Raw genomic sequence first — 24,988 nt, 5'->3', positions numbered from 1 at the left:
ATCTGGCCAACGGCTGCGCACAGTCGTTCGGCATGATCTAAGCTCCTCAAGGTATGACTTTCCGAGCAGGGGTTTCCATGCGAAACACACCTGAAAACAGTCTGAAAATAGCGTTGAAAGCCTGTAGAGACAGCTTTGTTTCTGTTGGCTTTTTCAGCTTTTTCATCAACGCGCTGATGCTCGTTCCTACCTTCTATATGCTTCAGGTGTATGGACGAGTGGTCACCAGCGGAAGTCTGACCACCCTGGCGATGCTGACGCTGATCATGACCGGGTTGGTGGTAACACTCGGTTCCCTGGAATGGGTGCGTTCACGCATCATGGTTCGGGTCAGTACCCGGCTGGATGTGTTGCTGAGTCGCCAGGTCTATAAGGCCAGTTTCAAACGGGCGCTGGAAAGTGGCGGCATGGATGCCTCGGCCCAGTCGCTCAACGACTTGACGGGCTTGAGACAGTTCCTCTCCGGTAATGGATTGTTCGCCTTTTTCGATGCGCCCTGGTTGCCTATCTATATCGCTGTGATGTTCATGTTCCATCCCTGGTATGGCTGGGTAGCGGTGGGCAGTGCGTTGTTGTTGTTATTTCTCGCGTTTCTCAATGAGAGGTTGACGGGGCCGGCACTTGCCCAGGCTAACAAGGAACATATCAGCGCGACGCTCCACACCACGAAAAATCTGCGCAACGCTGAAGTCATCGAGTCCATGGGCATGCTTGAAACCCTGATGGACCGGTGGGGGCGTCGCCAAAGACATGTCCTGATGCTGCAGTCCGGGGCGAGTGATAGAGGTGGCATCATCAGCACGCTTTCCAGGTCCTTCCGGATCCTGGTGCAATCGCTGATCCTGGGGCTGGGGGCGTACCTGACCGTGGATCACCAGGTGGGGCCAGGCATGGTGTTTGCCGGGTCCGTGCTGCTAGGGCGCGCCTTGGCCCCCATCGATCTGATCATCGGCAGCTGGAAGGGCTTTATTGCGGCCCGCTCGCAGTACCGCCGTCTCAACGACATCCTCGATAAACAGCTGGCTCAGCCCGAGCGTATGACACTGCCTGCGCCTCAGGGGCATGTGCAGGTGGAGAATCTGATCGTCGCGGCACCTGGCTCGAAAACCCCGATCATCAAAAACATAAGTTTCAGCGTACCTGCCGGCTGCATTGTCGGAATCATCGGTCCAAGTGCCGCGGGCAAGTCCACCCTGGCCAGGGCACTGATGGGGGTGTGGGCGCCGCAGCATGGGGTGGTCCGGCTCGATGGCGCGGACATCTGTGCGTGGGACAAACATGAACTTGGGCCGTACATAGGTTACTTGCCCCAGGACATTGAATTATTCGAAGGCAGCGTCAGCGAGAACATTGCCCGCTTCGCCGAGGTCGACTCCGAGAAAGTCGTTCTGGCGGCCAAGTCCGCCGGGGTTCACGAAATGATTCTGCTGTTGCCCGATGGCTATGACACCGTCATTGGCAGCGATGGCGTCATGCTGTCGGGAGGGCAGCGCCAACGCATCGGCCTGGCCCGTGCCCTGTATGGCAACCCGCGGCTGATTATCCTCGACGAGCCCAATTCCAATCTCGACGAAGTCGGTGATCGTGCCCTGGCGGTGGCCATCCAGCAGCTCAAGCTGACAGGTGCAACCGTTTTTGTGATTACCCACCGAACCAACATTGTGTCCCAACTTGACCGGCTGATGGTGATGAGTGATGGCGCCATCAGTCTCTATGGACCACGCGAACAAGTGCTGGCCGAACTCGCGCAGCGGGCACAAAAGCACGCCACGCAAGCAGGCGCAAGCGTGGCTTCGGTGGCTACTCGCAAGGGTGATGCCGATGAACAGTACGATGCTCAGTCGTCAAACAGATAACTTCGCCGACCTGGCGGTCTCTGATCGAAAGATCCGTCGCCTGGGTTTTGGCATTCTATTGATGACCTTCGGGGTGTTCGGCACCTGGGCGGCGGTCGCACCGATCGATGGCGCGGCTTACGCGCCTGGTGTGGTCACCGTGCAGGCTTATCGGAAAACGGTACAACACCTCGAAGGTGGCATCGTCAAAGAGGTGTTGGCCCATGACGGTGACATCGTCAAGCAGGATGACCCGCTGATTATTCTCGATGATGCCCAGCTGCGATCCGAATACGAGATGACCCGAAGCCAGCTCATTGCCGCCAGAGCCATGGAGGCAAGACTCAAGGCTGAGCGGGACAATCTGCCAGTCATTGGCTTTGACGTCATGACCGATGCCGACAGTCTGCGAGGTGCCGAGGCGCGCCAGGGCGAGACCCAGGTATTCAACGCACGACGGGGGTCACGGTTGGGCCAGATATCGGTGCTGCAAGAGCGCATTGGTCAGTTGAATCAACAGATCAAGGGGCTGGAGGCGATGATCGGGGTCAAGAGCCAACTGAATAAATCCTACAGCGGTGAAATCGTTGAATTGACAGACATGTTGTCACAAGGGTTCGTCGACAAACAACGCCTGCTTGAGCAGCAGCGCAAGCTTGAAATGGTCAAGTCCGAATTGGCCGACCATCGTTCGACCATCACCAGGACGCGCCTGCAGATCAACGAAACACAGCTGCAGATTCTACAAGTCGATAAAGACTTCAATGCCGATGTCGCCAAACAATTGGCCGATGTCCAGACTAAAATCTACGACCTGCAAGAGAAGGCTTCCGCCCTGGAGGACCGGCTCAGCCATATCATCATCCGCGCACCCGAATCGGGCATGGTGATTGGCATGACGGTGCACACGATTGGCGGCGTCGTGCGCTCGGCGACGCCTTTGCTGGACATCGTTCCCTCGGTTTCTGAACTGGTCATAGAGGCCCAGGTGGCGCCGGTCGATATCGATCGCATCGCCATCGGCAAGCGTGCCGATATCCGTTTCGGCGCGTTCAACAGTGCGACCACGCCGGTGATCCAGGGCGAGGTCATCAGTGTCTCGGCGGACCGGCTGGTCAACGAAAAGACCGGGACTCCCTATTACCTGGCGCGGGTCCGGGTCACCGAAGCCGGCGTGCGCGCCTTGGGTGATCGCAAATTACTGCCAGGGATGCCTGCGGACGTGTTGATCATCACGGGGCAACGCACGCTGTTGCAATACCTTCTGCAGCCGGCCCGCAATGTCATCTCTCAAGCGTTGATCGAGGAGTGATCATGCGAGCGTCGACAGTTCTGCTGGGCGGGGCGTTCATGTTTGCCGCGGGTGCCGTTCTGGCGCAAACCACTGAAGCGAAGCCGACCGGGGTCAGTGCCTCGACGTACTCCACTGACCTCATGCAGTTGTATCGCGAGGCCCGGCTGGAAGATCCGCGAGTGTTGGCCTCGTATGCGCGAGCGAAGGCGGGCGAGGAACATCAACGCGAGGCCCTGGGCTCGCTGTTACCACAGGTATCGCTCAACGCCGGGCAGAACCGGATTCATCAGGAGAGCGACCTGGTGCAGCGCAGTTACGATAGCGAAATCTACAGCCTGGTGCTGCGTCAATACCTTTACAACAAGGCCGCGTGGGAGAACTACCAAAGATTCAAAAGCCTGGCCAAGCAAACCGAATCAGAAGCGCAGGAGGCCCAGGCCGAGGCCACAGTGGATTTAGCCCAGCGTTACTTCGCCGCATTGGCGGCCGAGGATGAACTGGAGTTGGTAAAGGCGGAGCGTCAAACCACGCAAAAGAGCCTGGACAGGGTCAATGCGTTGTACGAAAAGCAGCTGGCAATGATTACCGATCAACTCGACCTCAAGGCCCGGGTCGATTTGCTGGCGGCGCAGGAGCTGGATGCCCAGAACCAGGCCAGTATCACCCGCGAGGCATTGGCGGAAATCGTCGGTCGGCCGGTCAAGGAGAAGCTCAACCGGATTCGCGATGACGTACAACTACAGGTGTCGACGCAGAGTCTTGAAACGTGGGTTCGCGAGGGTATAGCGCAAAACCCGGCGCTCAAGGCCAACGAAAGTGGTGTCGAGGCCGCAGGCGCTGCGTTGCGCGGCGGCAAGGGCGGGCACTATCCGACCGTGAGCCTGTCTCTGAGCGCGCAACAGACCAACGAGGGCTACAACAACTCCCTGGCGCCGCGTACCGACAGCTATGTCGCCGGTATTGGCGTGCAAGTGCCGATATACAGCGGTGGTTCAACCTCGGCGCGGGTGCGGGGGCTCTACCAGGATCAGATTGTGGCGGAGCAGCAACTGGAAGCAGTCCAGCGCCAGGTGGTCAAGGAGATCACCACCGCTTACCTGACGGCCAACTCGAGCGCAGAAAAGATCAGTGCGAGCCGGCATGCCCTGGCCTCGGCACAGCTGTCCAGAGTGGCGGCAGAGAAAGGACTCAGTTACGGAATGGTCAATGCCGTCGATGTACTGACCAGTGTACGCAACGAATTCCGGGCTCGTCGTGATCTGCTCAAGACCCAATACGACTTCGTCACCAATGTCTTCACGCTCAATCGCTGGGCGGGCAAGCCGCCTGTCGAGAGTGTCGAAAACGTCAATGCCTGGCTGAGCCCCCGCAGCTCCAGTCAAAAACTCACATCCCCCTGAACTTGCCAGCAATACCGCCGTTGTAGACCCTCCAGCCAGGCTGGTTTTTCAGTGCCTGCCCGCGGGCCTGGGGCCGGCTCGTGGGTGGCTCGGCTAGGCGGATTTCGCCGATAAATTGACGCTGTTTTTATTGTCATACTTTGCCGCACGCCACTCGTCGGTTAATTGACGATTTTGATCGGGGCAGACTTCAGCCGCAGGTCGCCGGTGGCGAGCCTAAGACCTTGATTTTCTAGGGGAGATGGCACCGTTGGGAACATCAGCCGGGCTATCCGCATGAGGCTGAGTCGACGACTGGCGGATGGCTGGGCTGGCAGCGCGCCGGGCTGGCCTAGACTCAGTTGAGCGGTTCGCAGGAGCACTTCATCAAGCGCAAACTATTGATGATTATTCCTATTTTTGTTGTTTCGATGGCTTTTGCCCGGCTTCTGGGAACGTCCGCAATCCCTGCCGGTGCAACGGGTGGAAGTGTCCCCCAGGGTTAATACCCGGGCGGGCACTGTCAAGGCCTGTCGGCGCTCGTATCTGTCCGTCAATCGTGAAGGACAGGTGAATGAGCTGCTGATCCAGGAAGGCCAACGGGTGGAGGCCATCGTTCATTTTTCAAGGGAGTCAGGACGGTAATGACGACCCAAATAAAACCAATAAGCGTGATGCTGATCGACTGTCGTCCTCTTGTTCTTATGGGCCTTCAAGACTTGATCAATGCCCGCAAGCCTCAGATGGAAGTGAGCGGGCAGGCCACCACCTATACCAAAGCGCTGGATCTTGCCGATCAGTTGCGTCCCGATGTCATTTTTTTCAGTTTCTTTCCGGATGCGCTGAACCCATTGGCGGTCGTCGCGGGGCTCGCCCGCAGCGCCGAAATGAAAGTCCTGGTGCTCAAGAGCCTGTACGAAACCGTCCCTGTTGCCCAGGCGATAGAGGCGGGCGCACGCGGCGTCGTGCTGGCGGAAGACCCGACGGAATCGATCATCCGAGCCATCATCCAGGTCCACCATCGCGACATCGGGCTGGATAGAGCCTGGGTCGGTGGGCTTTCCGACTATGCCGCGACCGGGCATATACCTTTGAAATGCAATTCGGAGCAGGCGAAACAGGCGCGGCTGACGCTGCGTGAAAAGGAACTGATTCGCGCCATCGTGGGAGATCCGTCTGCCAAATACATGTGCATCGCCGGGCGCCTGGGTATCAGCGAGCACACCGTGCACAATCACCTCAGTAACATTTATCAAAAGCTTAATCTCGTTAACCGGATCGACTTGCTGATATACGCACAGAAGCACGGGCTCACCAACAACGAAGAACCGCCCGAGTCCACTTGGGTGCAACTGCGCTGAATTTCTTCGGGGCGCCCAGCCGTCACTGTGTCGCCGTTCGTGAGCCTCATATCAGACCTGTAAGGCATGCGAGGGTGGTTTCTCACCACCCTCGCATTCTTTTACGCGCGCTGCCTCAGGCGCTGCCATGGACAATGTCGGTATTCAGGAGATCGACCCCGACCAAGGTGATGGTCGTGATCTGTCCACCCGTTTCGGCAATCGTCACGATGCTGTTGGCGCCGCTGTTGTCGATCGACTGCACAACGGAGCCCTGGTCGCCGTTGAGCACCAGTGTGTCGCGCAGTCCTGCGCTCGCATCGAAGCCGGTGACCTGGTACTTGTTCTGGGTGAATGACAAGTCGACGTTGAAGGCATCCCGCACACCGGCCGTGCCAGCCAGCGTGAAGTCGAAGGTGGTGCCCAAGTCGTTGGCGAACAGGTTGGCGTTGAAACCACTCGTCGCCGAGTCCCCATCCTTGTCCGTCAGCGTCGCGTTGAACGCCAGCTTGATATCACTGGCCATGTTCTCGGTCTGCTGAATGAACTGGATCACCGGGATCTTGACATCGCCTCGGCCCATCGTGAGCTGAACCGCGTCAATCAGCAGCGAGCCTTCCTTTTGAACGAGGAAGGACACTTGTCCGCCGGCTTCTGGCGTCAGAGTGTTCACCTCGGTGAGGGCCGAAAACGTGCCATTCTCGTAGTAGATCCGGTAGTACAGGTCCTCGGTCGCCGTGTTGTACCCCCCCACGGAGTTGTCGATGAAAATCTTCATCCCCGTCAGCAGGCTTTCCGGATTGATCACGAAACTTTCATCGGCGGAGCTGATGGCCGCCAGGCTGTCTCCCTGGAGAAGGTTATTGCCGACGCCGATGCCGGACGTGCTGACGTTCATGGCCGCCGGGTCGATGTACGACGGCAGCGGGGTGGTCTGTAGCTGGGCTTCGGTGGGGTCGGGTTTACCGACCCCGATACCGGGAAGGATGTCCGAAGGCGACGCCGTTGCCTTGGCGGAAAAGAACACAATCTCCTCGGATGGCGAAGGAATCGTCGGCGGATTCTGCGCCGGGATCAGCAAGGTGCGTACCGGATCCGGGCCGCCGGCACTGAGCGAGCCGTCGGCACTGCTGAGCACGATCGTCGAACTGAAACCTTGCACCAGGTCCAGTGTGTAGCTGCCATTGGTATAGGCGGTCAGCGTGTAGTCGACGCTGGTATTTGCCGTGGAGGCGTTGTTGTCGAAATCGCCGGTCAACGTGCCTGCGAAGTGGTAGGCGCCATTGGCATCCGGTGAGGGTGACTGCTCGGTGAGCGTGCCGGTGCCGGTGGTGGTCGTGTTGTCTGGCCGGACGAGGGTGAATTGGTTATTCACCAACGAAATATCCAGCCCGGTTGCACCCAGCCCGTCGGCTCCGTTCGAGTGATCCCAGTACCCTGTTTGTGGAAGGATACTACCGGTCCCGATCAGGTTGCCGAAGGCAAGTGTAGGGCCGTCATCCTTGAACACCAGGTTCTGCCCTATGTTCAGGGTCGCCTGGGCGCTGTCGCCGTCTCCATCGGTCTTGGTCGCTATCAGCGTCACCAGGTTGTCCGCCGACAGCGTCGTCGAATCATCGGGATTGCTGGCGTTGGGATGCACCACGGCACGGAGCTGGTCGAGGGTGACGTCGCCATTGGCGGCGACGCTGGCCGTGAACACCAGCAAGTTGCTGGTGGCCGTGCGGCCTTCGACCACGCCGCCGTTGAGCGACAGGTTCACCGCCTGGCCGCTGGCCGTGTCGGTCAGCCCGGAGGCCCCCACCACCACGCCCAACGCATAGGTCAGCGTGCCGGCGCCATCGGCGCCAAACGCGGAGGTGAAGTTAGCCGCGAAGCTCTTGGTATCGTTGGTCGCCAGCACCGTCTCGTCGACCGTCAGTGTCGGCTCCGTGCCGGTGGTGCTGATGCTCGGTCCGTCGTCCTTGAACACCAGGTTTTGTCCGATGTTCAGGCTCGCCTGGGCGCTGTCGCCGTCCTTATCGGTCTTGGTCGCCGTCAGGGTTACCAGGTTGTCCGCGGTCAGGGTCTTCGAATCATCGGGATTGGTCGTGACGGGATGCACCACGGCCCGGAGTTGGTCGAGGGTGACGTCGCCGTTGGCGGCCACGCTGACCGTGAATACCAGATCGTTGCTAATCGCCGTGTGGCCTTCGACCACGCCACCGTTGAGCGACAGGTTGACCGCCTGGCCCGTGGCCGTGTCCACCAGCCCGGAGCCGCCCGCGACCACGCCCAGTGCGTAGGTCAGGGTGCCGGCCCCGTCAGCGCCGTACGCCGAACTGAAGTTGGCGGCGAAGCTCTTGGTATCGTTGGTCGCCAGTACCGTTTCGTCGACCGTCAGGATTGGCTCGGTGCCGGTGGTGCTGATGCTGGGGGCGTCATCCTTGAACACCAGGTTCTGGCCGATGTTGAGGGTGGCCTGGGCGCTGTCGCCGTCCCCATCGGTTTTGGTCGCCGTCAGCGTCACCAAGGTGTCTGAGGTCAGGGTCTTCGAATCATCCGGATTGGTCGCGTCGGGATGCATCACGGCGCGGATCTGGTCGAGGGTGACGTCGCCATTGGCGGCGACGCTGACCGTGAACACCAGCAGGTTGCTGGTGGCCGTGCGACCTTCGACCACTGCGCCGTTGAGCGACAGGTTCACCGCTTCACCGGTGGCCGTATCGGTCAGCCCTGAGCCTCCCGCGACCACGCCCAGGGCATAGGTCAGCGTGCCGGCGCCATCAGCGCCAAACGATGAGGTGAAGTTGGCGGCAAAGCTCTTGGTATCGTTGGTCGCCAGCACCGTTTCGTCGACCGTCAGCGTTGGCTCGGTGCCGGTGGTGCTGATGCTTGGCCCGTCATCCTTGAACACCAGGTTCTGGCCGATGTTGAGGGTGGCCTGGGCGCTGTCGCCGTCCTTGTCGGTCTTGGTCGCCGTCAGGGTCACCAGATCGTCCGAGGTCAGGCTCGTCGAGTCATCGGGATTGGTCGTGACGGAATGCACCACAGCGCGGATCTGGTCGAGGGTGACGTCGCCATTAGCGGCGACACTGACCGTGAACACCAGGTCGTTGCTAATCGCCGTGTGGCCTTCCACCACGCCGCCGTTGAGCGACAGGTTGACTGCCTGGCCCGTGGCCGTATCCGTCAGCCCGGAGCCGCCCGCGACCACGCCCAGCGCATAGGTCAGGGTGCCGGCACCGTCGGCGCCAAACGCCGAGGTGAAGTTGGCGGCAAAGCTCTTGGTATCGTTGGTCGCCAACACCGTTTCGTCCACCGTCAGCGTCGGTTCCGTACCGGTGGTGCTGATACTTGGCCCGTCGTCCTTGAACACCAGGTTCTGGCCGATGTTGAGGGTGGCCTGGGCGCTGTCGCCGTCCTTGTCGGTCTTGGTCGCCGTCAGCGTCACCAGGCTGTCCGACGTCAGCGTTTTCGAATCATCCGGATTGGTCGTATTGGGATGCACCACGGCCCGGAGTTGGTCGAGGGTGACGTCGCCGTTGGCGGCGACGCTGACGGTGAACACCAGTTCGTTGCTCGCGGCCGTACGGCCTTCCACTACGCCGCCGTTAACCGACAAATTCACCACTTGGCCGGTGGCGGTGTCGGTCAGCCCGGAGCCTCCCGCCACCACGCCCAGGGCATAGGTCAGCGTACCCGCACCGTCAGCGCCAAACGCCGAGGTGAAGTTGGCGGCAAAGCTCTTGGTATCGTTGGTCGCCAGCACCGTCTCATCGACCGTCAGCGTCGGCTCGGTGCCGGTGGTGCTGATGCTCGGCCCGTCGTCCTTGAACACCAGGTTCTGGCCGATGTTGAGGGTGGCCTGGGCGCTGTCGCCGTCCTTGTCGGTTTTGGTTGCCGTCAGGGTCACCAGATTGTCCGCGGTCAGCGTTTTCGAATCATCGGGATTGGTGGTATCGGGATGCACCACGGCCCGGATCTGGTCCAGGGTGACGTCACCGTTGGCGGCGACACTGACGGTGAACACCAGCAGGTTGGTGGTGGCCGTGTGGCCTTCCACCACGCCGCCATTGAGCGACAGGTTCACCGCCTCGCCCGTGGCTGTGTCCACCAGCCCTGAGGCTCCCACCACCACGCCCAGCGCATAGGTCAGCGTGCCGGCCCCGTCAGCGCCATACGCCGAGGTGAAGTTCGCGGCAAAGTTCTGGGTGTCGTTGGTCGCCAGCACCGTTTCGTCGACCGTCAGGGTCGGTTCCGTGCCGGTGGTGCTGATGCTCGGTCCGTCGTCCTTGAACACCAGGTTCTGGCCGATGTTGAGGGTGGCATGGACACTGTCGCCGTCCCCATCAGTCTTGGTTGCCGTCAGCGTCACCAAGGTGTCCGAGGTCAGCGTCTTCGAATCATCCGGATTGGTCGCATCGGGATGCACCACGGCGCGGATCTGGTCGAGGGTGACGTCGCCGTTGGCGGCGACGCTGACCGTGAATACCAGTTGGTTGGTGGTGGCCGTACGGCCTTCCACTACCGTGCCATTGAGCGACAGGTTGACTGCTTCACCGGTGGCCGTATCGGTCAGCCCGGAGCCACCGGCGACCACGCCCAGCGCATAGGTCAGCGTACCGGCACCATCAGCGCCAAACGCCGACGTGAAGTTGGCGGCAAAGCTCTTGGTATCGTTGGTCGCCAGCACCGTTTCGTCGACCGTCAGGGTCGGTTCCGTGCCGGTGGTGCTGATGCTCGGCCCATCATCCTCGAAGATCATCTTGGAGCCGATTTCGGCGGTTGACGTGCTGGACTGCAGCACCTTGAAGCCGCCAATGTCGAAGTCAGCGTGTGTCTTGTCGCCGTTCTTGTCGGTCAGCAACCCGGCGTTCTCGATCATCACGCGGTTGTGGTCGGTCGCCGTGCTGTAGGTGATCTGCGAGTCGGTCGGAACGCCGGTGATCAGCACCGTGCCGTCGGCGTTGTAGGTGATGACAACGCCGCTGACGGTGGCGCCCGCGAACGTCTTGACGGTGACACTGCCGTTGATGATCGCGACCTTTTCGGTGCTGTCGTTGGCGTAGCTGTTGATGAAGTTGACGCCGCTCTGCGACCCGCTGATGTTGTCGGCGTTCTTGACGGCGGTGAGCAAGAGCTTCGCAGTCGTGCCGCCCGTCTCCTGCACGACCTTGAAGGTCGCGGAGCGGGCGCCGAAGTACTGGGTGAAGTCGATGTTCTGTTCGACACCCGCTTCGCCCGGGGTCAGGTTGGGGATTGTGAAGTCCGCCTTGGCACCGCTGACGAAGCTGAAGCGCAGGCCTTCCTGTTCGGTGATCGCCTGGTTGTTGGTGCCCAGGGTTGTGCTGCCGCCGCCCTGGCTGCTGTTGACCGTGTCGGCGCTGGTGATGGCAGCACTGCTTGCCGACTGATCCAGCGGATCCCTGCCGGTGACGATGATCGAGACACCGGGAATCCGGCCGTTCGCATCGGCCGTCGCGCCCATGGTCGTGAACATCAGGAACAACTGCTGGCCCGACGGCGCATTGGCCAGACTGAACTCCGCGTCTTGACCGGCTCCGATGAACACCTTATTCAGCAGATTGACTGCATCGTCGGGGTTCGTCGCATCGGGATGCTTGAGCGGTTGGTACTCCACGGTCCAGATCTTGCCGCCCGAGACCGGCGATCCGGTTTCTTCGATGTAGGCTGCGAACACGATCGCGCCGGTTGCGCTTCCGGCTCGGCCCAGAAGGATGTTGTTGTTCGTATCGGTATAGAGAAGGATGTTGGTGCCATTGAGGGTATCGAGTCCGCTATCCAGGCCATTGAGCGGTACGCCGGCGCTGTCGACGAAACTGATATCGGTAATATTTGCTCCGGGGTCAGCGGTGACGCTGAACGCATTGCTGCCGGTGTTGCCTGCGGCACCGGTGTAGCCGCTCAAGGCCGCACCCGTTGCGGTACCTGCTGCCAGTGCGGTCAAACGGGTAGAGAAAGTCGAGGGCAGGGACGCCAACGCAATGTCGTTGTCATCCGCGTCTCCCAAAGGGCTTGGCGTGGCAGTGCCGTTCTGCAACCCGGCCGTTTCGTCCAGCGTGACGCTCGCGCCGCTGGCCACGACGCTCATGGCATTGGTGGTAACCGATGTTGTCACCACTGAGTCGAGGGTCGGAATGTACAGGAGGGCAGGATCGCTCGTTAGCGATGAATTTTGCTCGCCAATAGCAGCCATGATTTTCTCCAAAGCAAGTGCGGTCATCGAGGCCTGACCGTTGACCTTTGGTCGACTATGGAGAAGCACCGGGGATTACGCATCAGCCGAAACTCCCACGCGGGCTGGGAGTTTCAGACTAGTCGTCCTCGTCGCAGGCCTGGCCGCAGGGGGCCAGTGTTCAAGGCTTGTGGTGCTAGAGCGCTCACAACGAATGCGATCCGTGCGGATCTGATATTGGCACTGCAAAAAAATGCGAGGGTGGTTTCCACCACCCTCGCATCTTTTCACGCACGCGCTGCCTCAGGCGCTGCCATGGACAATGTCGGTATTCAGAACATCAACCCCGACCAAGGTGATGGTCGTGACTTGTCCGCCCGTTTCGGCAACCGTCACGACGCTGTTGGCGCCGCTGTTGTCGATCGACTGGACAACGGCGTTCTGGTCGCCGTTGAGCACCAGCGTGTCGCGCAGCCCTGCGCTCGCATCGAAGCCGGTGATCTGGTACTTGTTTTGAGGAAGTGACAAGTCGATGTTGAAGGCATCCCGCTCACCACTCGTGCCCACCAGCGTGAAGTCGAAGGTGGTGCCCAGGTCGTTGGCGAACAGGTTGGCGTCGAACGTGCTCGTCGCCGAGTCCCCATCCTTGTCTGTCAGCGTCGCGTTGAACGCCAGCTTGACATCGCTGGCCAGGCTCTCGGTCTCATGAGTGAACTCGATCGTCGGGATCTTGATCTCGCCTCGGCCCATCGTGAGCTGAACAGCGTCGATCAACTTCGTGCCCTGCTGCTGAATGAGGAAGGACACCTGTCCACCGGCCTCCGGTGTCACGGTGTTCACCTCGGTGAGGGCCGAGAACGTGCCATCCTCGTAGAAGGCCCTGTAGTACAGGTCCTCGGTCGCCGTGTCGTAACCCCCCACGGAGTTGTCGATGAAGACCTTCATGCTCGTCAGCAGGCTTTCCGGGTTGATCACGAAGCTTTCATCGGCATTGCTGATGGCCGCCAGGTTGTCTCCCTGGAACAGGTTATTGGCGATGCCGATGCCGGACGTGCTGACGTTCATGGCCCTCGGGTCGATGTACGACGGCAGGGGGTTGGTCTGTAGCTGGGCTTCGGTGGGGTCGGGGGCTCCAAGCCCGATACCGGTCAGGATGTCCGCAGTCGACGCCGTTGCTTTCGCGGAAAAGAACACAATCTCCTCAGATGGCGAAGGAATAGTCGGCGGATTCTGCGGCGGGATCAGCAATGTGCGCACCGGATCCGGGCCGCCGGCACTGAGCGAACCGTCGGCGCTGCTGAGCACGATCTCGGAACTGAAACCTTGCACCAGGTCCAGGGCATAGGTGCCATTGGCAAAGGCGGTCAGCGTGTAGTCAACGCTGGTATTCGCGGTGGCGGCGTTGTTGTCGAAATCACCGGTCAGAGTCCCTGCGAAGTGGAACGCGCCGTTGACATCCGGCGAGGGCGATTGCTCGGTGAGCGTGCCGGTCCCGGTGGTGGTCGTGTTGTCTGGCCTGACGAGGGTGAATTGGTTATTCACCAACGAAATATCCAGACCTGCTGCCCCCAGTCCGTCGGCTCCGGTTGAATGATCCCAGTATCCCTGTTGTGGGAGGATGCTACCGGTCCCGATCAGGTTGCCAAACGCGAGTGATGGACCGTCGTCCTTGAACACCAGGTTCTGGCCGATGTTCAGCGAGGCATGGGCGCTGTCGCCGTCCTTGTCGGTGATGGTGGCGGTCAGGGTCACCAGATTGTCCGAGGTCAGACTCGTCGAATCATTCGGATTGGTTGGATCGGGATGCACCACGGCCCGTTGCTGGTCGAGGGTGACGTCACCGTTGGCGGCCACGCTGACGGTGAACACCAGCAGGTGGGTAGTGGCTGTGCGGCCTTCCACCACGCCGCCGTTGAGCGACAGGTTCACCGCCTCGCCGGTAGCTGTATCCGTCAGTCCGGAGCCTCCGGCCACCACGCCCAGCGCATAAGTCAGCGTACCGGCACCGTCGGCGCCAAACGCCGAAGTGAAGTTCGCCGCAAAGCTCTGGGTGGCGTCGGTGGTCAGTACCGTTTCGTCAACCGTCAGGGTTGGCTCCGTGCCGGTGGTGCTGATGCTTGGCCCGTCGTCCTTGAACACCAGGTTCTGGCCGATGTTCAGTGTTGCATGGGCACTGTCGCCATCTTTGTCGGTGATGGTTGCGGTCAGGGTCACCAGATTGTCCGAGGTCAGCGTCTTCGAATCATCCGGATTGGTTGGGTCTGGATGCACTATGGCCCGTTGCTGGTCGAGAGTGACGTCACCGTTGGCGGCGACACTGACGGTGAACACCAGCAGGTTGGTGATGGCCGTGCGGCCTTCGACCACGCTGCCGTTGAGCGACAGGTTGACCGCTTCACCGGTGGCCGTATCGGTCAGCCCGGAGCCGCCCGCTACCACACCCAGTGCATAGGTCAGCGTGCCGGCCCCATCGGCGCCAAATGCCGAACTGAAGTTGGCGGTAAAGCTCTGGGTGTCGTTGGTGGCCAGCACCGTTTCATCGACCGTCAGGACTGGCTCCGTGCCGGTGGTGCTGATGCTCGGTCCGTCATCCTTGAACACCAGGTTCTGCCCGATGTTGAGGGTGGCATGGGCACTGTCGCCGTCCTTGTCGGTGATGGTGGCGGTCAGGGTCACCAGACTGTCCGAGGTCAGCGTCTTCGAATCATCCGGATTGGTTGGGTCGGGATGTACCACGGCGCGGATCTGATCGAGGGTAACGTCACCATTGGCGGCGACGCTGACGGTGAATACCAGATCGTTGCTAATCGCCGTGCGGCCTTCCACGACTGTACCGTTAAGCGACAAATTCACCGCTTGGCCGGTAGCGGTATCGGTCAGTCCGGAACCGCCCGCGACCACGCCCAACGCATAGGTCAACGTACCCGCACCGTCAGCGCCAAACGCCGAGCTGAAGTTGGCGGTAAAGCTCTGGGTGTCGTTGGTGGCCAGCACCGTTTCGTCGACCGTCAGGACTGGCTCGGTGCCGGTGGTGCTGATGCTCGGTCCGTCGTCCTTGAACACCAGGTTCTGCCCGATGTTGAGGGTGGCATGGGCACTGTCGCCGTCCTTGTCGGTGATGGTGGCCGTCAGGGTCACCAGGTTGTCCGAGGTCAGACTCGTCGAATCATCCGGATTGGTTGGATCGGGATGCACCACCGCCCGTTGCTGGTCGAGGGTGACGTCGCCGTTGGCGGCGACACTGACAGTGAACACCAGCAGGTTAGTGGTGGCGGTGCGGCCTTCGACCACGGTGCCGTTGAGTGACAGGTTGACCGCCTCACCGGTGGCTGTATCCGTCAGCCCCGACGGGCCGGCAGTCACGCCCAGCGCATAGGTCAGCGTCCCCGCACCGTCGGCGCCAAACGCCGAGCTGAAGTTAGCCGCGAAGCTCTGGGTGGCGTCGGTCGTCAGTACCGTTTCGTCAACCGTCAGGGTTGGCTCCGTGCCGGTGGTGCTGATGCTCGGTCCGTCATCCTTGAACACCAGGTTTTGCCCGATATTGAGGGTGGCATGGGCGCTGTCGCCGTCCTTGTCGGTGATGGTGGCCGTCAGGGTCACCAGGTTGTCCGAGGTCAGACTCGTCGAATCATCCGGATTGGTTGGATCGGGATGCACCACCGCCCGTTGCTGGTCGAGGGTGACGTCGCCGTTGGCGGCGACACTGACAGTGAACACCAGCAGGTTAGTGGTGGCGGTGCGGCCTTCGACCACGGTGCCGTTGAGTGACAGGTTGACGGCTTCACCGGTGGCCGTATCGGTCAGTCCGGAACCGCCTGCGACTACGCCTAGGGCATAGGTCAATGTGCCCGCGCCATCGGCGCCAAATGCCGAGCTGAAGTTAGCTGTAAAATTCTGGGTGGCGTCGGTCGTCAGTACCGTTTCGTCAACCGTCAGGGTTGGCTCCGTGCCAGTGGTGCTGATGCTCGGTCCGTCGTCCTTGAACACCAGGTTCTGGCCGATGTTCAGGGTCGCATGAGCGCTGTCGCCATCCTTGTCGGTGATGGTGGCGGTCAGCGTCACCAGATTGTCCGAGGTCAGACTGGTCGAATCATCCGGATTGGTTGGGTCGGGATGCACCACGGCCCGTTGCTGGTCGAGAGTGACGTCACCATTGGCGGCGACACTGACGGTGAACACCAGCAGGTTGGTGGTGGCGGTGCGGCCTTCGACTACGGTGCCGTTGAGTGACAGGTTCACCGCTTCACCGGTGGCTGTATCCGTCAGTCCCGACGGGCCGGCAGTTACGCCCAACGCATAGGTCAGCGTACCCGCACCGTCGGCGCCAAACGCCGAGCTGAAGTTCGCTGCAAAGCTCTGGGTGGCGTCGGTCGTCAGTACCGTTTCGTCAACCGTCAGGGTTGGCTCCGTGCCAGTGGTGCTGATGCTCGGTCCGTCGTCCTTGAACACCAGGTTCTGGCCGATGTTCAGGGTCGCATGAGCGCTGTCGCCATCCTTGTCGGTGATGGTGGCGGTCAGCGTCACCAGATTGTCCGAGGTCAGACTCGTCGAATCATCCGGATTGGTTGGATCGGGATGCACCACCGCCCGTTGCTGGTCGAGAGTGACGTCGCCATTAGCCGCCACGCTGACGGTGAACACCAGCAGGTTGGTGGTGGCGGTGCGGCCTTCGACCACGGTGCCGTTGAGTGACAGGTTCACCGCTTCACCGGTGGCTGTATCCGTCAGTCCCGACGGGCCGGCAGTTACGCCCAACGCATAGGTCAGCGTACCCGCACCGTCGGCGCCAAACGCCGAGCTGAAGTTCGCTGCAAAGCTCTGGGTGGCGTCGGTGGTCAGTACCGTTTCGTCGACCGTCAGGGTTGGCTCCGTGCCAGTGGCGCTGATACTCGGTCCGTCATCCTTGAACACCAGGTTCTGGCCGATATTCAGCGTGGCATGGGCACTGTCGCCATCCTTGTCGGTGATGGTGGCGGTCAGGGTCACCAGATTGTCCGAGGTCAGACTGGTCGAATCATCCGGATTGGTAGGGTCGGGATGCACCACCGCCCGTTGCTGGTCGAGGGTGACGTCGCCATTAGCCGCCACGCTGACGGTGAACACCAGCAGGTTGGTGGTGGCCGTGCGACCTTCGACTACGCTGCCGTTGAGTGACAGGTTCACCGCTTCACCGGTGGCTGTATCCGTCAGTCCCGACGGGCCGGCAGTTACGCCCAACGCATAGGTCAGCGTACCCGCACCGTCGGCGCCAAACGCCGAGCTGAAGTTCGCTGCAAAGCTCTGGGTGGCGTCGGTGGTCAGTACCGTTTCGTCGACCGTCAGCGTTGGCTCCGTGCCAGTGGCGCTGATACTCGGTCCGTCGTCCTTGAACACCAGGTTCTGGCCGATGTTCAGGGTCGCATGAGCGCTGTCGCCATCCTTGTCGGTGATGGTGGCGGTCAGCGTCACCAGATTGTCCGAGGTCAGACTGGTCGAGTCATCCGGATTGGTTGGATCGGGATGCACCACGGCCCGTTGCTGGTCGAGGGTGACGTCGCCATTAGCCGCCACGCTGACGGTGAACACCAGCAGGTTAGTGGTGGCGGTGCGGCCTTCGACCACGCTGCCGTTGAGTGACAGGTTGACGGCTTCACCGGTGGCTGTATCCGTCAGTCCCGACGGGCCGGCAGTTACGCCCAACGCATAGGTCAGCGTACCCGCACCGTCGGCGCCAAACGCCGAGCTGAAGTTCGCTGCAAAGCTCTGGGTGGCGTCGGTGGTCAGTACTGTTTCGTCAACCGTCAGGGTTGGCTCCGTGCCAGTGGTGCTGATGCTCGGTCCGTCGTCCTTGAACACCAGGTTCTGGCCGATGTTCAGGGTCGCATGAGCGCTGTCGCCATCCTTGTCGGTGATGGTGGCGGTCAGCGTTACCAGATTGTCCGAGGTCAGACTGGTCGAGTCATCCGGATTGGTCGCGTCGGGATGCACCACGGCCCGTTGCTGGTCGAGAGTGACGTCACCATTGGCGGCGACACTGACGGTGAACACCAGCAGGTTGGTGGTGGCGGTGCGGCCTTCGACCACGCTGCCGTTGAGTGACAGGTTGACGGCTTCACCGGTGGCTGTATCCGTCAGTCCCGACGGGCCGGCAGTTACGCCCAACGCATAGGTCAGCGTACCCGCACCGTCGGCGCCAAACGCCGAGCTGAAGTTCGCTGCAAAGCTCTGGGTGGCGTCGGTGGTCAGTACTGTTTCGTCAACCGTCAGGGTTGGCTCCGTGCCAGTGGTGCTGATGCTCGGTCCGTCGTCCTTGAACACCAGGTTCTGGCCGATGTTCAGGGTCGCATGAGCGCTGTCGCCATCCTTGTCGGTGATGGTGGCGGTCAGCGTTACCAGATTGTCCGAGGTCAGACTGGTCGAGTCATCCGGATTGGTCGCGTCGGGATGCACCACGGCCCGTTGCTGGTCGAGAGTGACGTCACCGTTGGCGGCGACACTGACGGTGAACACCAGCAGGTTGGTGGTGGCGGTGCGGCCTTCGACCACGGTGCCGTTGAGCGACAGGTTGACGGCTTCACCGGTGGCCGTGTCGGTCAGCCCGGAGGCACCCGCGACCACGCCCAGCGCATAGGTCAGCGTACCCGCACCGTCGGCGCCAAACGCTGAGGTGAAGTTGGCGGCAAAGTTCTGGGTGGCGTCGGTGGTCAGCACCGTTTCGTCGACTGTCAGCGTTGGCTCCGTGCCGGTCGCACTGACGCTCGGCCCGTCGTCTTCGAAGATCATCTTGGAGCCGATTTCAGCGGTCGCGGTAGAGGCTTTGCGCAGCGAGAAGCCGCCGATATCAAAGTCGGCGTGGTTATCTCCCCTGGCGTCTAGGGCCGCGCCGTTCTCGATGAGCACGCGGTTGTGATCTGAGGTTGTGGTGTATTCAATCTGGTAGCCGGCTTTAATGCCGGTGAGTGTTGCAACCCCACCCGTAAAGCTGATGGTGATGGTCGGATCATTCACCGAGCCGTCGGAGTTTTCGATTACCAGCCCGGTGCTATTGTTGATGACTTGAACATTGGTGATGGCCACCAGCGTGTCATTCGCATAGCCGTTGATGAAATTCGCGCCAGGTTCAGCAGCGGTATTGAATGCGCTGATTTTTACCACAGCACTCTTGCCGCTTTGCAACTGCACGACGTCGAAATTGGCCGATGTCGAATTGTAGACGCCGGTAAAGTCGATGTTGGACTCAACATCAGCTTCGGTCTGACTAAGATTGGGAACGGTCACATCCTGCCGGGCACCGGTGACGAACGAAAAGCGGATGCCTTCCTGTTCCACAATCATCTGGTTGTTGGTGCCTATGGTGGTCGGCCCACCGCCCTGGCTGGTATTGATCGTGTCGCCGGTGTTTATGTTGGCGCCACTTGACTGGTCTGCAGGGTCCTTACCGGTGGCGATGATGGTGGGATCGGTGATCCGTGTGACACCATTGATAACTTCAGTTGTCGGGTTCGCTTTCGTGAACATCAGGAAGAGGTTCTGACCGGAGGGCGCACCGGCCAGGCTGAATCCCAGGTCCTGACTGACTCCGACGAACACCTTATCCTGCAGATTGAGCGAATCATCGGGGTTCGTCGCATCGGGATGCTTGAGCGGTTGGTATTCCACGGTCCAGATCTTGCCGCCCGAGACTGGCGATCCGGTTTCTTCAATATAGGCCGCGAACACGATCGCGCCATCTGCGGCCCCGGCTCGGCCCACAACGATGTTGTTGTCGTTCGTATCGGTATAGAGAAGGATGCTGGTGCCATCGAGGGTATCCAGTCCGCTATCCAGTCCATTGAGCGGTGCGCCAGCACTGTCGACGAAGCGGATATCGGTAACTCCGGACGGGTCGGTGAGGGTGAATGCATTGCTGCCCGTGTTGCCCACGGCACCGGTATAGCCACTCAAGGCCGCACCCGTTGCGGTACCTGCACCCAGTGCGGTCAAACGGGTAGAGAAGGCCGAGGGCAGGGATGCCAGCAGAATGTCGTTGTCGTCAGCGTCTCCCGCGGGGCTTGGCGTGGCGGTGAGGTTCTGCAGCCCGGCCGTTTCGTCCAGCGTAACGTTTGCGCCGGGCGTCACGCTCAGGGCGTTGGCTGTAATCGACGTTAAGTTGAGGGAGGTCGGATCGCTCGTTAGCGATGAGTTTTGCTCGCGAATAGTCATGACGTTCTCCTGAGCAATTACGGTCATCGAGGCCTGACCATTGACCTCTGCAACTATGACTAATCGCCGGGGATTGCACATCGGCCGATACTCCCATGCGGGATAGGAGTTTCGGCCTAGCTGTCCTCGTTGGTGGCCTGCTGCATGTCGTTCTCGTTGTTTTCTGCCGTGTTTAAGCCTTGTGGTGTTTGAGAACCCACAGCGAATTCGATCCGTGCCGATCTCATTTTGGAACTGCAAAAACAATGCGAGGGTGACTTTCGCCACCCTCGCATCCTTTCACACACGCGCTGCCTCAGGCGCTGCCATGGACAATGTCGGTATTCAGAACATCAACCCCGACCAAGGTGATGGTCGTGATTTGTCCGCCCGTTTCGGCAATCGTCACGACGCTGTTGGCGCCGCTGTTGTCGATCGACTGCACAACGGCGCTCTGGTCGCCGTTGAGCACCAGCGTGTCGCGCAGCCCTGCGCTCGCATCGAAGCCGGTGATCTGGTACTTGTTCTGGGTGAGTGACAAATCGACGTTGAAGGCATCCCGCTCACCGCTTGTGCCCACCAGCGTGAAGTCGAAGGTGGCGCCCAAGTCGTTGGCGAACAGGTTGGCGTCGAAACCACTCGTCGCCGAGTCCCCATCCTTGTCCGTCAGCGTCGCGTTGAATGCCAGCTTGATATCGCTGGCCAGGCTTTCGGTCGGCTGAATGAACTGGATCACCGGGATCTTGACATCGCCTCGGCCCATCGTGAGCTGAACCGCATCAATCAACTTCGTGCCTTGTTGCTGAACGAGGAAGGACACCTGTCCGCCGGCCTCCGGTGTCACGGTGTTCACCTCGATCAGGTTCGAGAACGTGCCATCCTCGTAGTAGGCCCTGTAGTACAGGTCTTCGGTCGCCGTGTTGTACCCCCCCACGGAGTTGTCGATGAAGATCTTCATGCCCGCCAGCAGGGTCTCCGGATTGATCACGAAACTTTCATCGGCAGCGCTGATGGCCACCAGGTTGTCTCCCTGGAGAATGTTATTGCCGACGCCGATGCCGGACGTGCTGACGTTCATGGCAGCCGGATCGATGTACGAGGGCAGGGGGGTGGTCTGTAGCTGGGCTTCGGTGGGGTCGGGTTTCCCGACCCCGATGCCGGTCAGGATGTCCGAAGTCGACGCCGTCGCCTTGGCGGAAAAGAACACAATCTCCTCGGATGGCGAAGGAATGGTCGGCGGATTCTGCGGTGGGATCAACAATGTGCGCACTGGATCCGGGCCGCCGGCACTGAGCGAGCCGTCGGCACTGCTCAGCACAATCTGCGAACTGAAGCCTTGCACCAGGTCCAGTGTATAGGTGCCATTGCTATAGGCGGTCAGCGTGTAGTCGACGGAGGTATTCGCGGTGGCGGCATTGTTGTCGAAATCACCGGTCAACGTGCCGGCGAAATGGTAGGCGCCATTGACGTCCGGTGAAGGCGACTGCTCGGTGAGCGTGCCGGTGCCGGTGGTGGTCGTGTTGTCTGGCCGGACGAGGGTGAATTGGTTATTCACCAACGAAATATCCAGACCGGTTGCCCCCAGTCCGTCGGCTCCGGCCGAGTGATCCCAGTACCCTTGTTGTGGAAGGATGCTACCGGTGCCGATCAGGTTGCCGAAGGCAAGTGCAGGGCCGTCGTCCTGGAACACCAGGTTCTGGCCGATGTTGAGCGTGGCATGGGCGCTGTCGCCGTCTCCATCGGTTTTGGTCGCCGTCAGGGTTACCAGATTGTCCGAGGACAGACTCGTCGAATCATTCGGATTGGTTGGATCGGGATGCACCACGGCCCGTTGCTGGTCGAGGGTGACGTCACCGTTGGCGGCCACGCTGACGGTGAACACCAGCAGGTGGGTAGTGGCTGTGCGGCCTTCCACCACGCCGCCGTTGAGCGACAGGTTGACTGCCTCACCGGTGGCCGTGTCGGTCAGCCCGGAGGCACCCGCCACCACGCCCAGCGCATAGGTCAGCGTGCCGGCGCCATCGGCGCCATACGCCGAGGTGAAGTTCGCCGCGAAGCTCTGGGTGGCGTCGGTGGTCAGCACCGTCTCATCCACCGTCAACGTCGGTTCGGTGCCGGTGGTGCTGATGCTCGGTCCGTCGTCCTTGAACACCAGGTTCTGGCCGATGTTGAGGGTCGCCTGGGTGCTGTCGCCGTCCTTGTCGGTGATGGTTGCGGTCAGGGTCACCAGATTGTCCGCGGTCAGCGTTTTCGAATCATCGGGATTGGTCGTGTCGGGATGCACCACGGCGCGGAGCTGATCGAGGGTGACGTCACCGTTGGCGGCGACGCTGACCGTGAATACCAGCAGGTTGGTGGTGGCCGTGTGGCCTTCCACCACGCCGCCGTTGAGCGACAGGTTGACCGCCTCGCCCGTGGCTGTGTCCACCAGCCCTGAGGCGCCCGCGACCACGCCCAGCGCATAGGTCAGGGTGCCGGCCCCGTCAGCGCCATACGCCGAGCTGAAGTTGGCGGCGAAGCTCTTGGTATCGTTGGTCGCCAGTACCGTTTCGTCGACTGTCAGCGTTGGCTCGGTGCCGGTGGTGCTGATGCTGGGGGCGTCATCCTTGAACACCAGGTTCTGCCCGATATTGAGGGTGGCATGGACGCTGTCGCCGTCCCCATCGGTTTTGGTGGCCGTCAGCGTCACCAGGCTGTCCGAGGTCAGGGTCTTCGAGTCATCTGGATTGGTCGCATCGGGATGCACCACGGCGCGGATCTGGTCGAGGGTGACGTCGCCATTGGCGGCGACGCTGACGGTGAACACCAGTTGGTTGGTGGTGGCCGTACGGCCTTCCACTACCGTGCCATTGAGCGACAGGTTGACTGCTTCACCGGTGGCCGTATCGGTCAGCCCGGAGCCTCCCGCCACCACGCCCAGCGCATAGGTCAGGGTGCCGGCGCCATCAGCGCCAAACGCCGACGTGAAGTTGGCGGCAAAGCTCTTGGTATCGTTGGTCGCCAGCACCGATTCATCGACTGTCAGCGTCGGTTCGGTGCCAGTGGTGCTGATGCTCGGCCCGTCGTCCTCGAAAATCATCTTGGAGCCGATTTCGGCGGTTGACGTGCTGGACTGCAGCACCTTGAAGCCGCCAATGTCGAAGTCAGCGTGCGTCTTGTCGCCGTTCTTGTCGGTCAGCAACCCGGCGTTCTCGATCATCACGCGGTTGTGGTCGGTCGCCGTGCTGTAGGTGATCTGCGAGTCGGTCGGAACGCCGGTGATCAGCACCGTGCCGTCGGCGTTGTAGGTGATGACAACGCCGCTAACGGTGGCGCCCGCGAACGTCTTGACGGTGACGCTGCCGTTGGTGATCGCGACCTTTTCGGTGCTGTCGTTGGCGTAGCTGTTGACGAAGTTGACACCGCTCTGCGACCCGCTGGCGTTGTCGGCGTTCTTGACGGCGGTGAGCAAGAGTTTCGCGGTGGTGCCGCCCGTCTCCTGCACGACTTTGAAGGTCGCGGAGCGGGCGCCGAAGTACTGGGTGAAGTCGATGTTCGCTTCGACACCCGCTTCGCCCGGGCTCAGGTTGGGGACGGTGAAGTCCGCCTTGGCACCGCTGACGAAGCTGAAGCGCAGGCCTTCCTGTTCGGTGATCGCCTGGTTGTTGGTGCCCAGGGTTGTGCTGCCGCCGCCCTGGCTGCTGTTGACCGTGTCGGCGCTGGTGATGGCATCACTGCTTGCCGACTGATCCAGCGGATCCCTGCCGGTGACGACGATCGAGACACCAGGAATCCGGCCGTTCGCATCGGCCGTCGCGCCCGCGGTCGTGAACATCAGGAACAACTGCTGGCCCGACGGCGCTTTGTCCAGACTGAATTCCGCGTCCTGACCGGCGCCGATGAACACCTTGTTCAGCAGATTGACCGCATCGTCGGGGTTCGTCGCATCTGGATGCTTGAGCGGTTGGTACTCCACGGTCCAGATCTTGCCGCCCGAGAGTGGCGATCCGGTTTCTTCGATGTAGGCTGCGAACACGATCGCGCCGCTTGCGCTCCCGGCTCGGCCCACCAGGATGTTGTCGTTCGTATCGGTATAGAGAAGGATGCTGGTGCCATCAATGGTATCCAACCCGCTGTCCACGCCATTAAGCGGTGCGCCCAAGCTGTCGACGAAGCTGACGTTGGTAATGGTTGCTCCAGGGTCGGCGGTGACGCTGAACGCATTGCTGCCGGTATTGCCTGCGGCACCGGTATAGCCACTCAAGGCCGCACCTGTGGCGGTACCTGCCCCCAGTGCGGTCAAACGGGTAGAGAAAGTCGAGGGCAGGGACGCCAGCAGAATGTCGTTGTCGTCAGCGTCTCCCGCGGGGCTTGGCGTGGCGGTGCTGTTTTGCAACCCGGCCGTTTCGTCCAGCGTAACGCTCGCGCCAGAGGTCACAACGCTGAGAGCGTTGACCACTGAGTCGAGGGTCGGAATGTATGGGGGGGTCGGATCGCCCGTTAGCGATGAATTTTGCTCGCCGGTAGCCATGACTTTCTCCAGAGCAATTGCGGTCATCGAGGCCTGACCGTTGACCTTTGGCCGCAACTATGGAGAAGCGCCGGGGATTGCGCATCGGCCGAAACTCCCATGCGGGATGGGAGTTTCAGACTACTTGGGAGGGGAAAGAGGAGGAGGGCGCAAAGGAGTAGCGTCGCATATTACGTTTGTGAATGAGCACAAGACGGCGGCGTTCTAAGGCTGCCCGGGCGTTAACCGTGGGCGCGCCGAGCTGAGTTTGAGTCAGCTCGGTCGGCCGGGATCACGCAATGACACGGGTATG

Annotated in this window: 7 protein-coding genes; 4 read left to right on the top strand and 3 right to left on the bottom strand. The window is 61.1% G+C overall.

Translation table 11 applies throughout. The annotated features are described in order from the left end of the window. The first annotated feature begins 77 nt into the window (after positions 1-77). The 4 genes from ACEN8R_RS11395 (at position 78) to ACEN8R_RS11380 (ending at position 5,869) form a co-directional block, all read left to right on the top strand. The gene (locus ACEN8R_RS11395) at positions 78-1,856 is read left to right on the top strand and encodes a type I secretion system permease/ATPase (RefSeq protein ID WP_026286567.1); all 1,779 of its coding nucleotides are present in this window, start codon (positions 78-80) and stop codon (positions 1,854-1,856) included. Continuing rightward, positions 1,834-3,147, top strand: coding sequence for an HlyD family type I secretion periplasmic adaptor subunit (locus tag ACEN8R_RS11390; RefSeq protein ID WP_018927963.1), 1,314 nt, complete (start codon positions 1,834-1,836; stop codon positions 3,145-3,147). The genes ACEN8R_RS11395 and ACEN8R_RS11390 overlap by 23 nt, the downstream gene beginning before the upstream one ends. A gap of 2 nt (positions 3,148-3,149) precedes the next feature. Further along, complete coding sequence (locus tag ACEN8R_RS11385) at positions 3,150-4,529, top strand: TolC family outer membrane protein (protein WP_018927964.1); 1,380 nt, start codon at positions 3,150-3,152, stop codon at positions 4,527-4,529. Between the two features lie 623 nt (positions 4,530-5,152). Beyond that, positions 5,153-5,869 carry a response regulator transcription factor gene (locus ACEN8R_RS11380; protein ID WP_026286568.1) on the top strand — a complete coding sequence of 239 codons (717 nt, stop codon included), beginning with the start codon at positions 5,153-5,155 and terminating at the stop codon, positions 5,867-5,869. 115 nt (positions 5,870-5,984) lie between these two features. Here the strand turns inward: ACEN8R_RS11380 and ACEN8R_RS11375 are convergent, their stop codons facing one another. The 3 genes from ACEN8R_RS11375 to ACEN8R_RS11365 form a co-directional block, all read right to left on the bottom strand. Next, positions 5,985-12,047 carry a DUF5801 repeats-in-toxin domain-containing protein gene (locus ACEN8R_RS11375; RefSeq protein WP_018927966.1) on the bottom strand — a complete coding sequence of 2,021 codons (6,063 nt, stop codon included), beginning with the start codon at positions 12,045-12,047 and terminating at the stop codon, positions 5,985-5,987. Positions 12,048-12,329: 282 nt separating this feature from the next. Further along, positions 12,330-20,207 carry a DUF5801 repeats-in-toxin domain-containing protein gene (locus ACEN8R_RS11370; RefSeq protein ID WP_495624893.1) on the bottom strand — a complete coding sequence of 2,626 codons (7,878 nt, stop codon included), beginning with the start codon at positions 20,205-20,207 and terminating at the stop codon, positions 12,330-12,332. Positions 20,208-20,502: 295 nt separating this feature from the next. After that, entirely contained in the window at positions 20,503-24,696 is a 4,194-nt protein-coding gene (locus ACEN8R_RS11365) for a DUF5801 repeats-in-toxin domain-containing protein (RefSeq protein WP_018928885.1), read from the bottom strand. Between the last annotated feature and the right edge of the window lie 292 nt (positions 24,697-24,988).

The sequence above is a fragment of the Pseudomonas sp. Pseusp15 genome (genome assembly GCF_059492165.1).
Note: the sequence above shows the minus strand (reverse complement) of the source record. Positions and strands in the feature narration are given on the sequence as shown.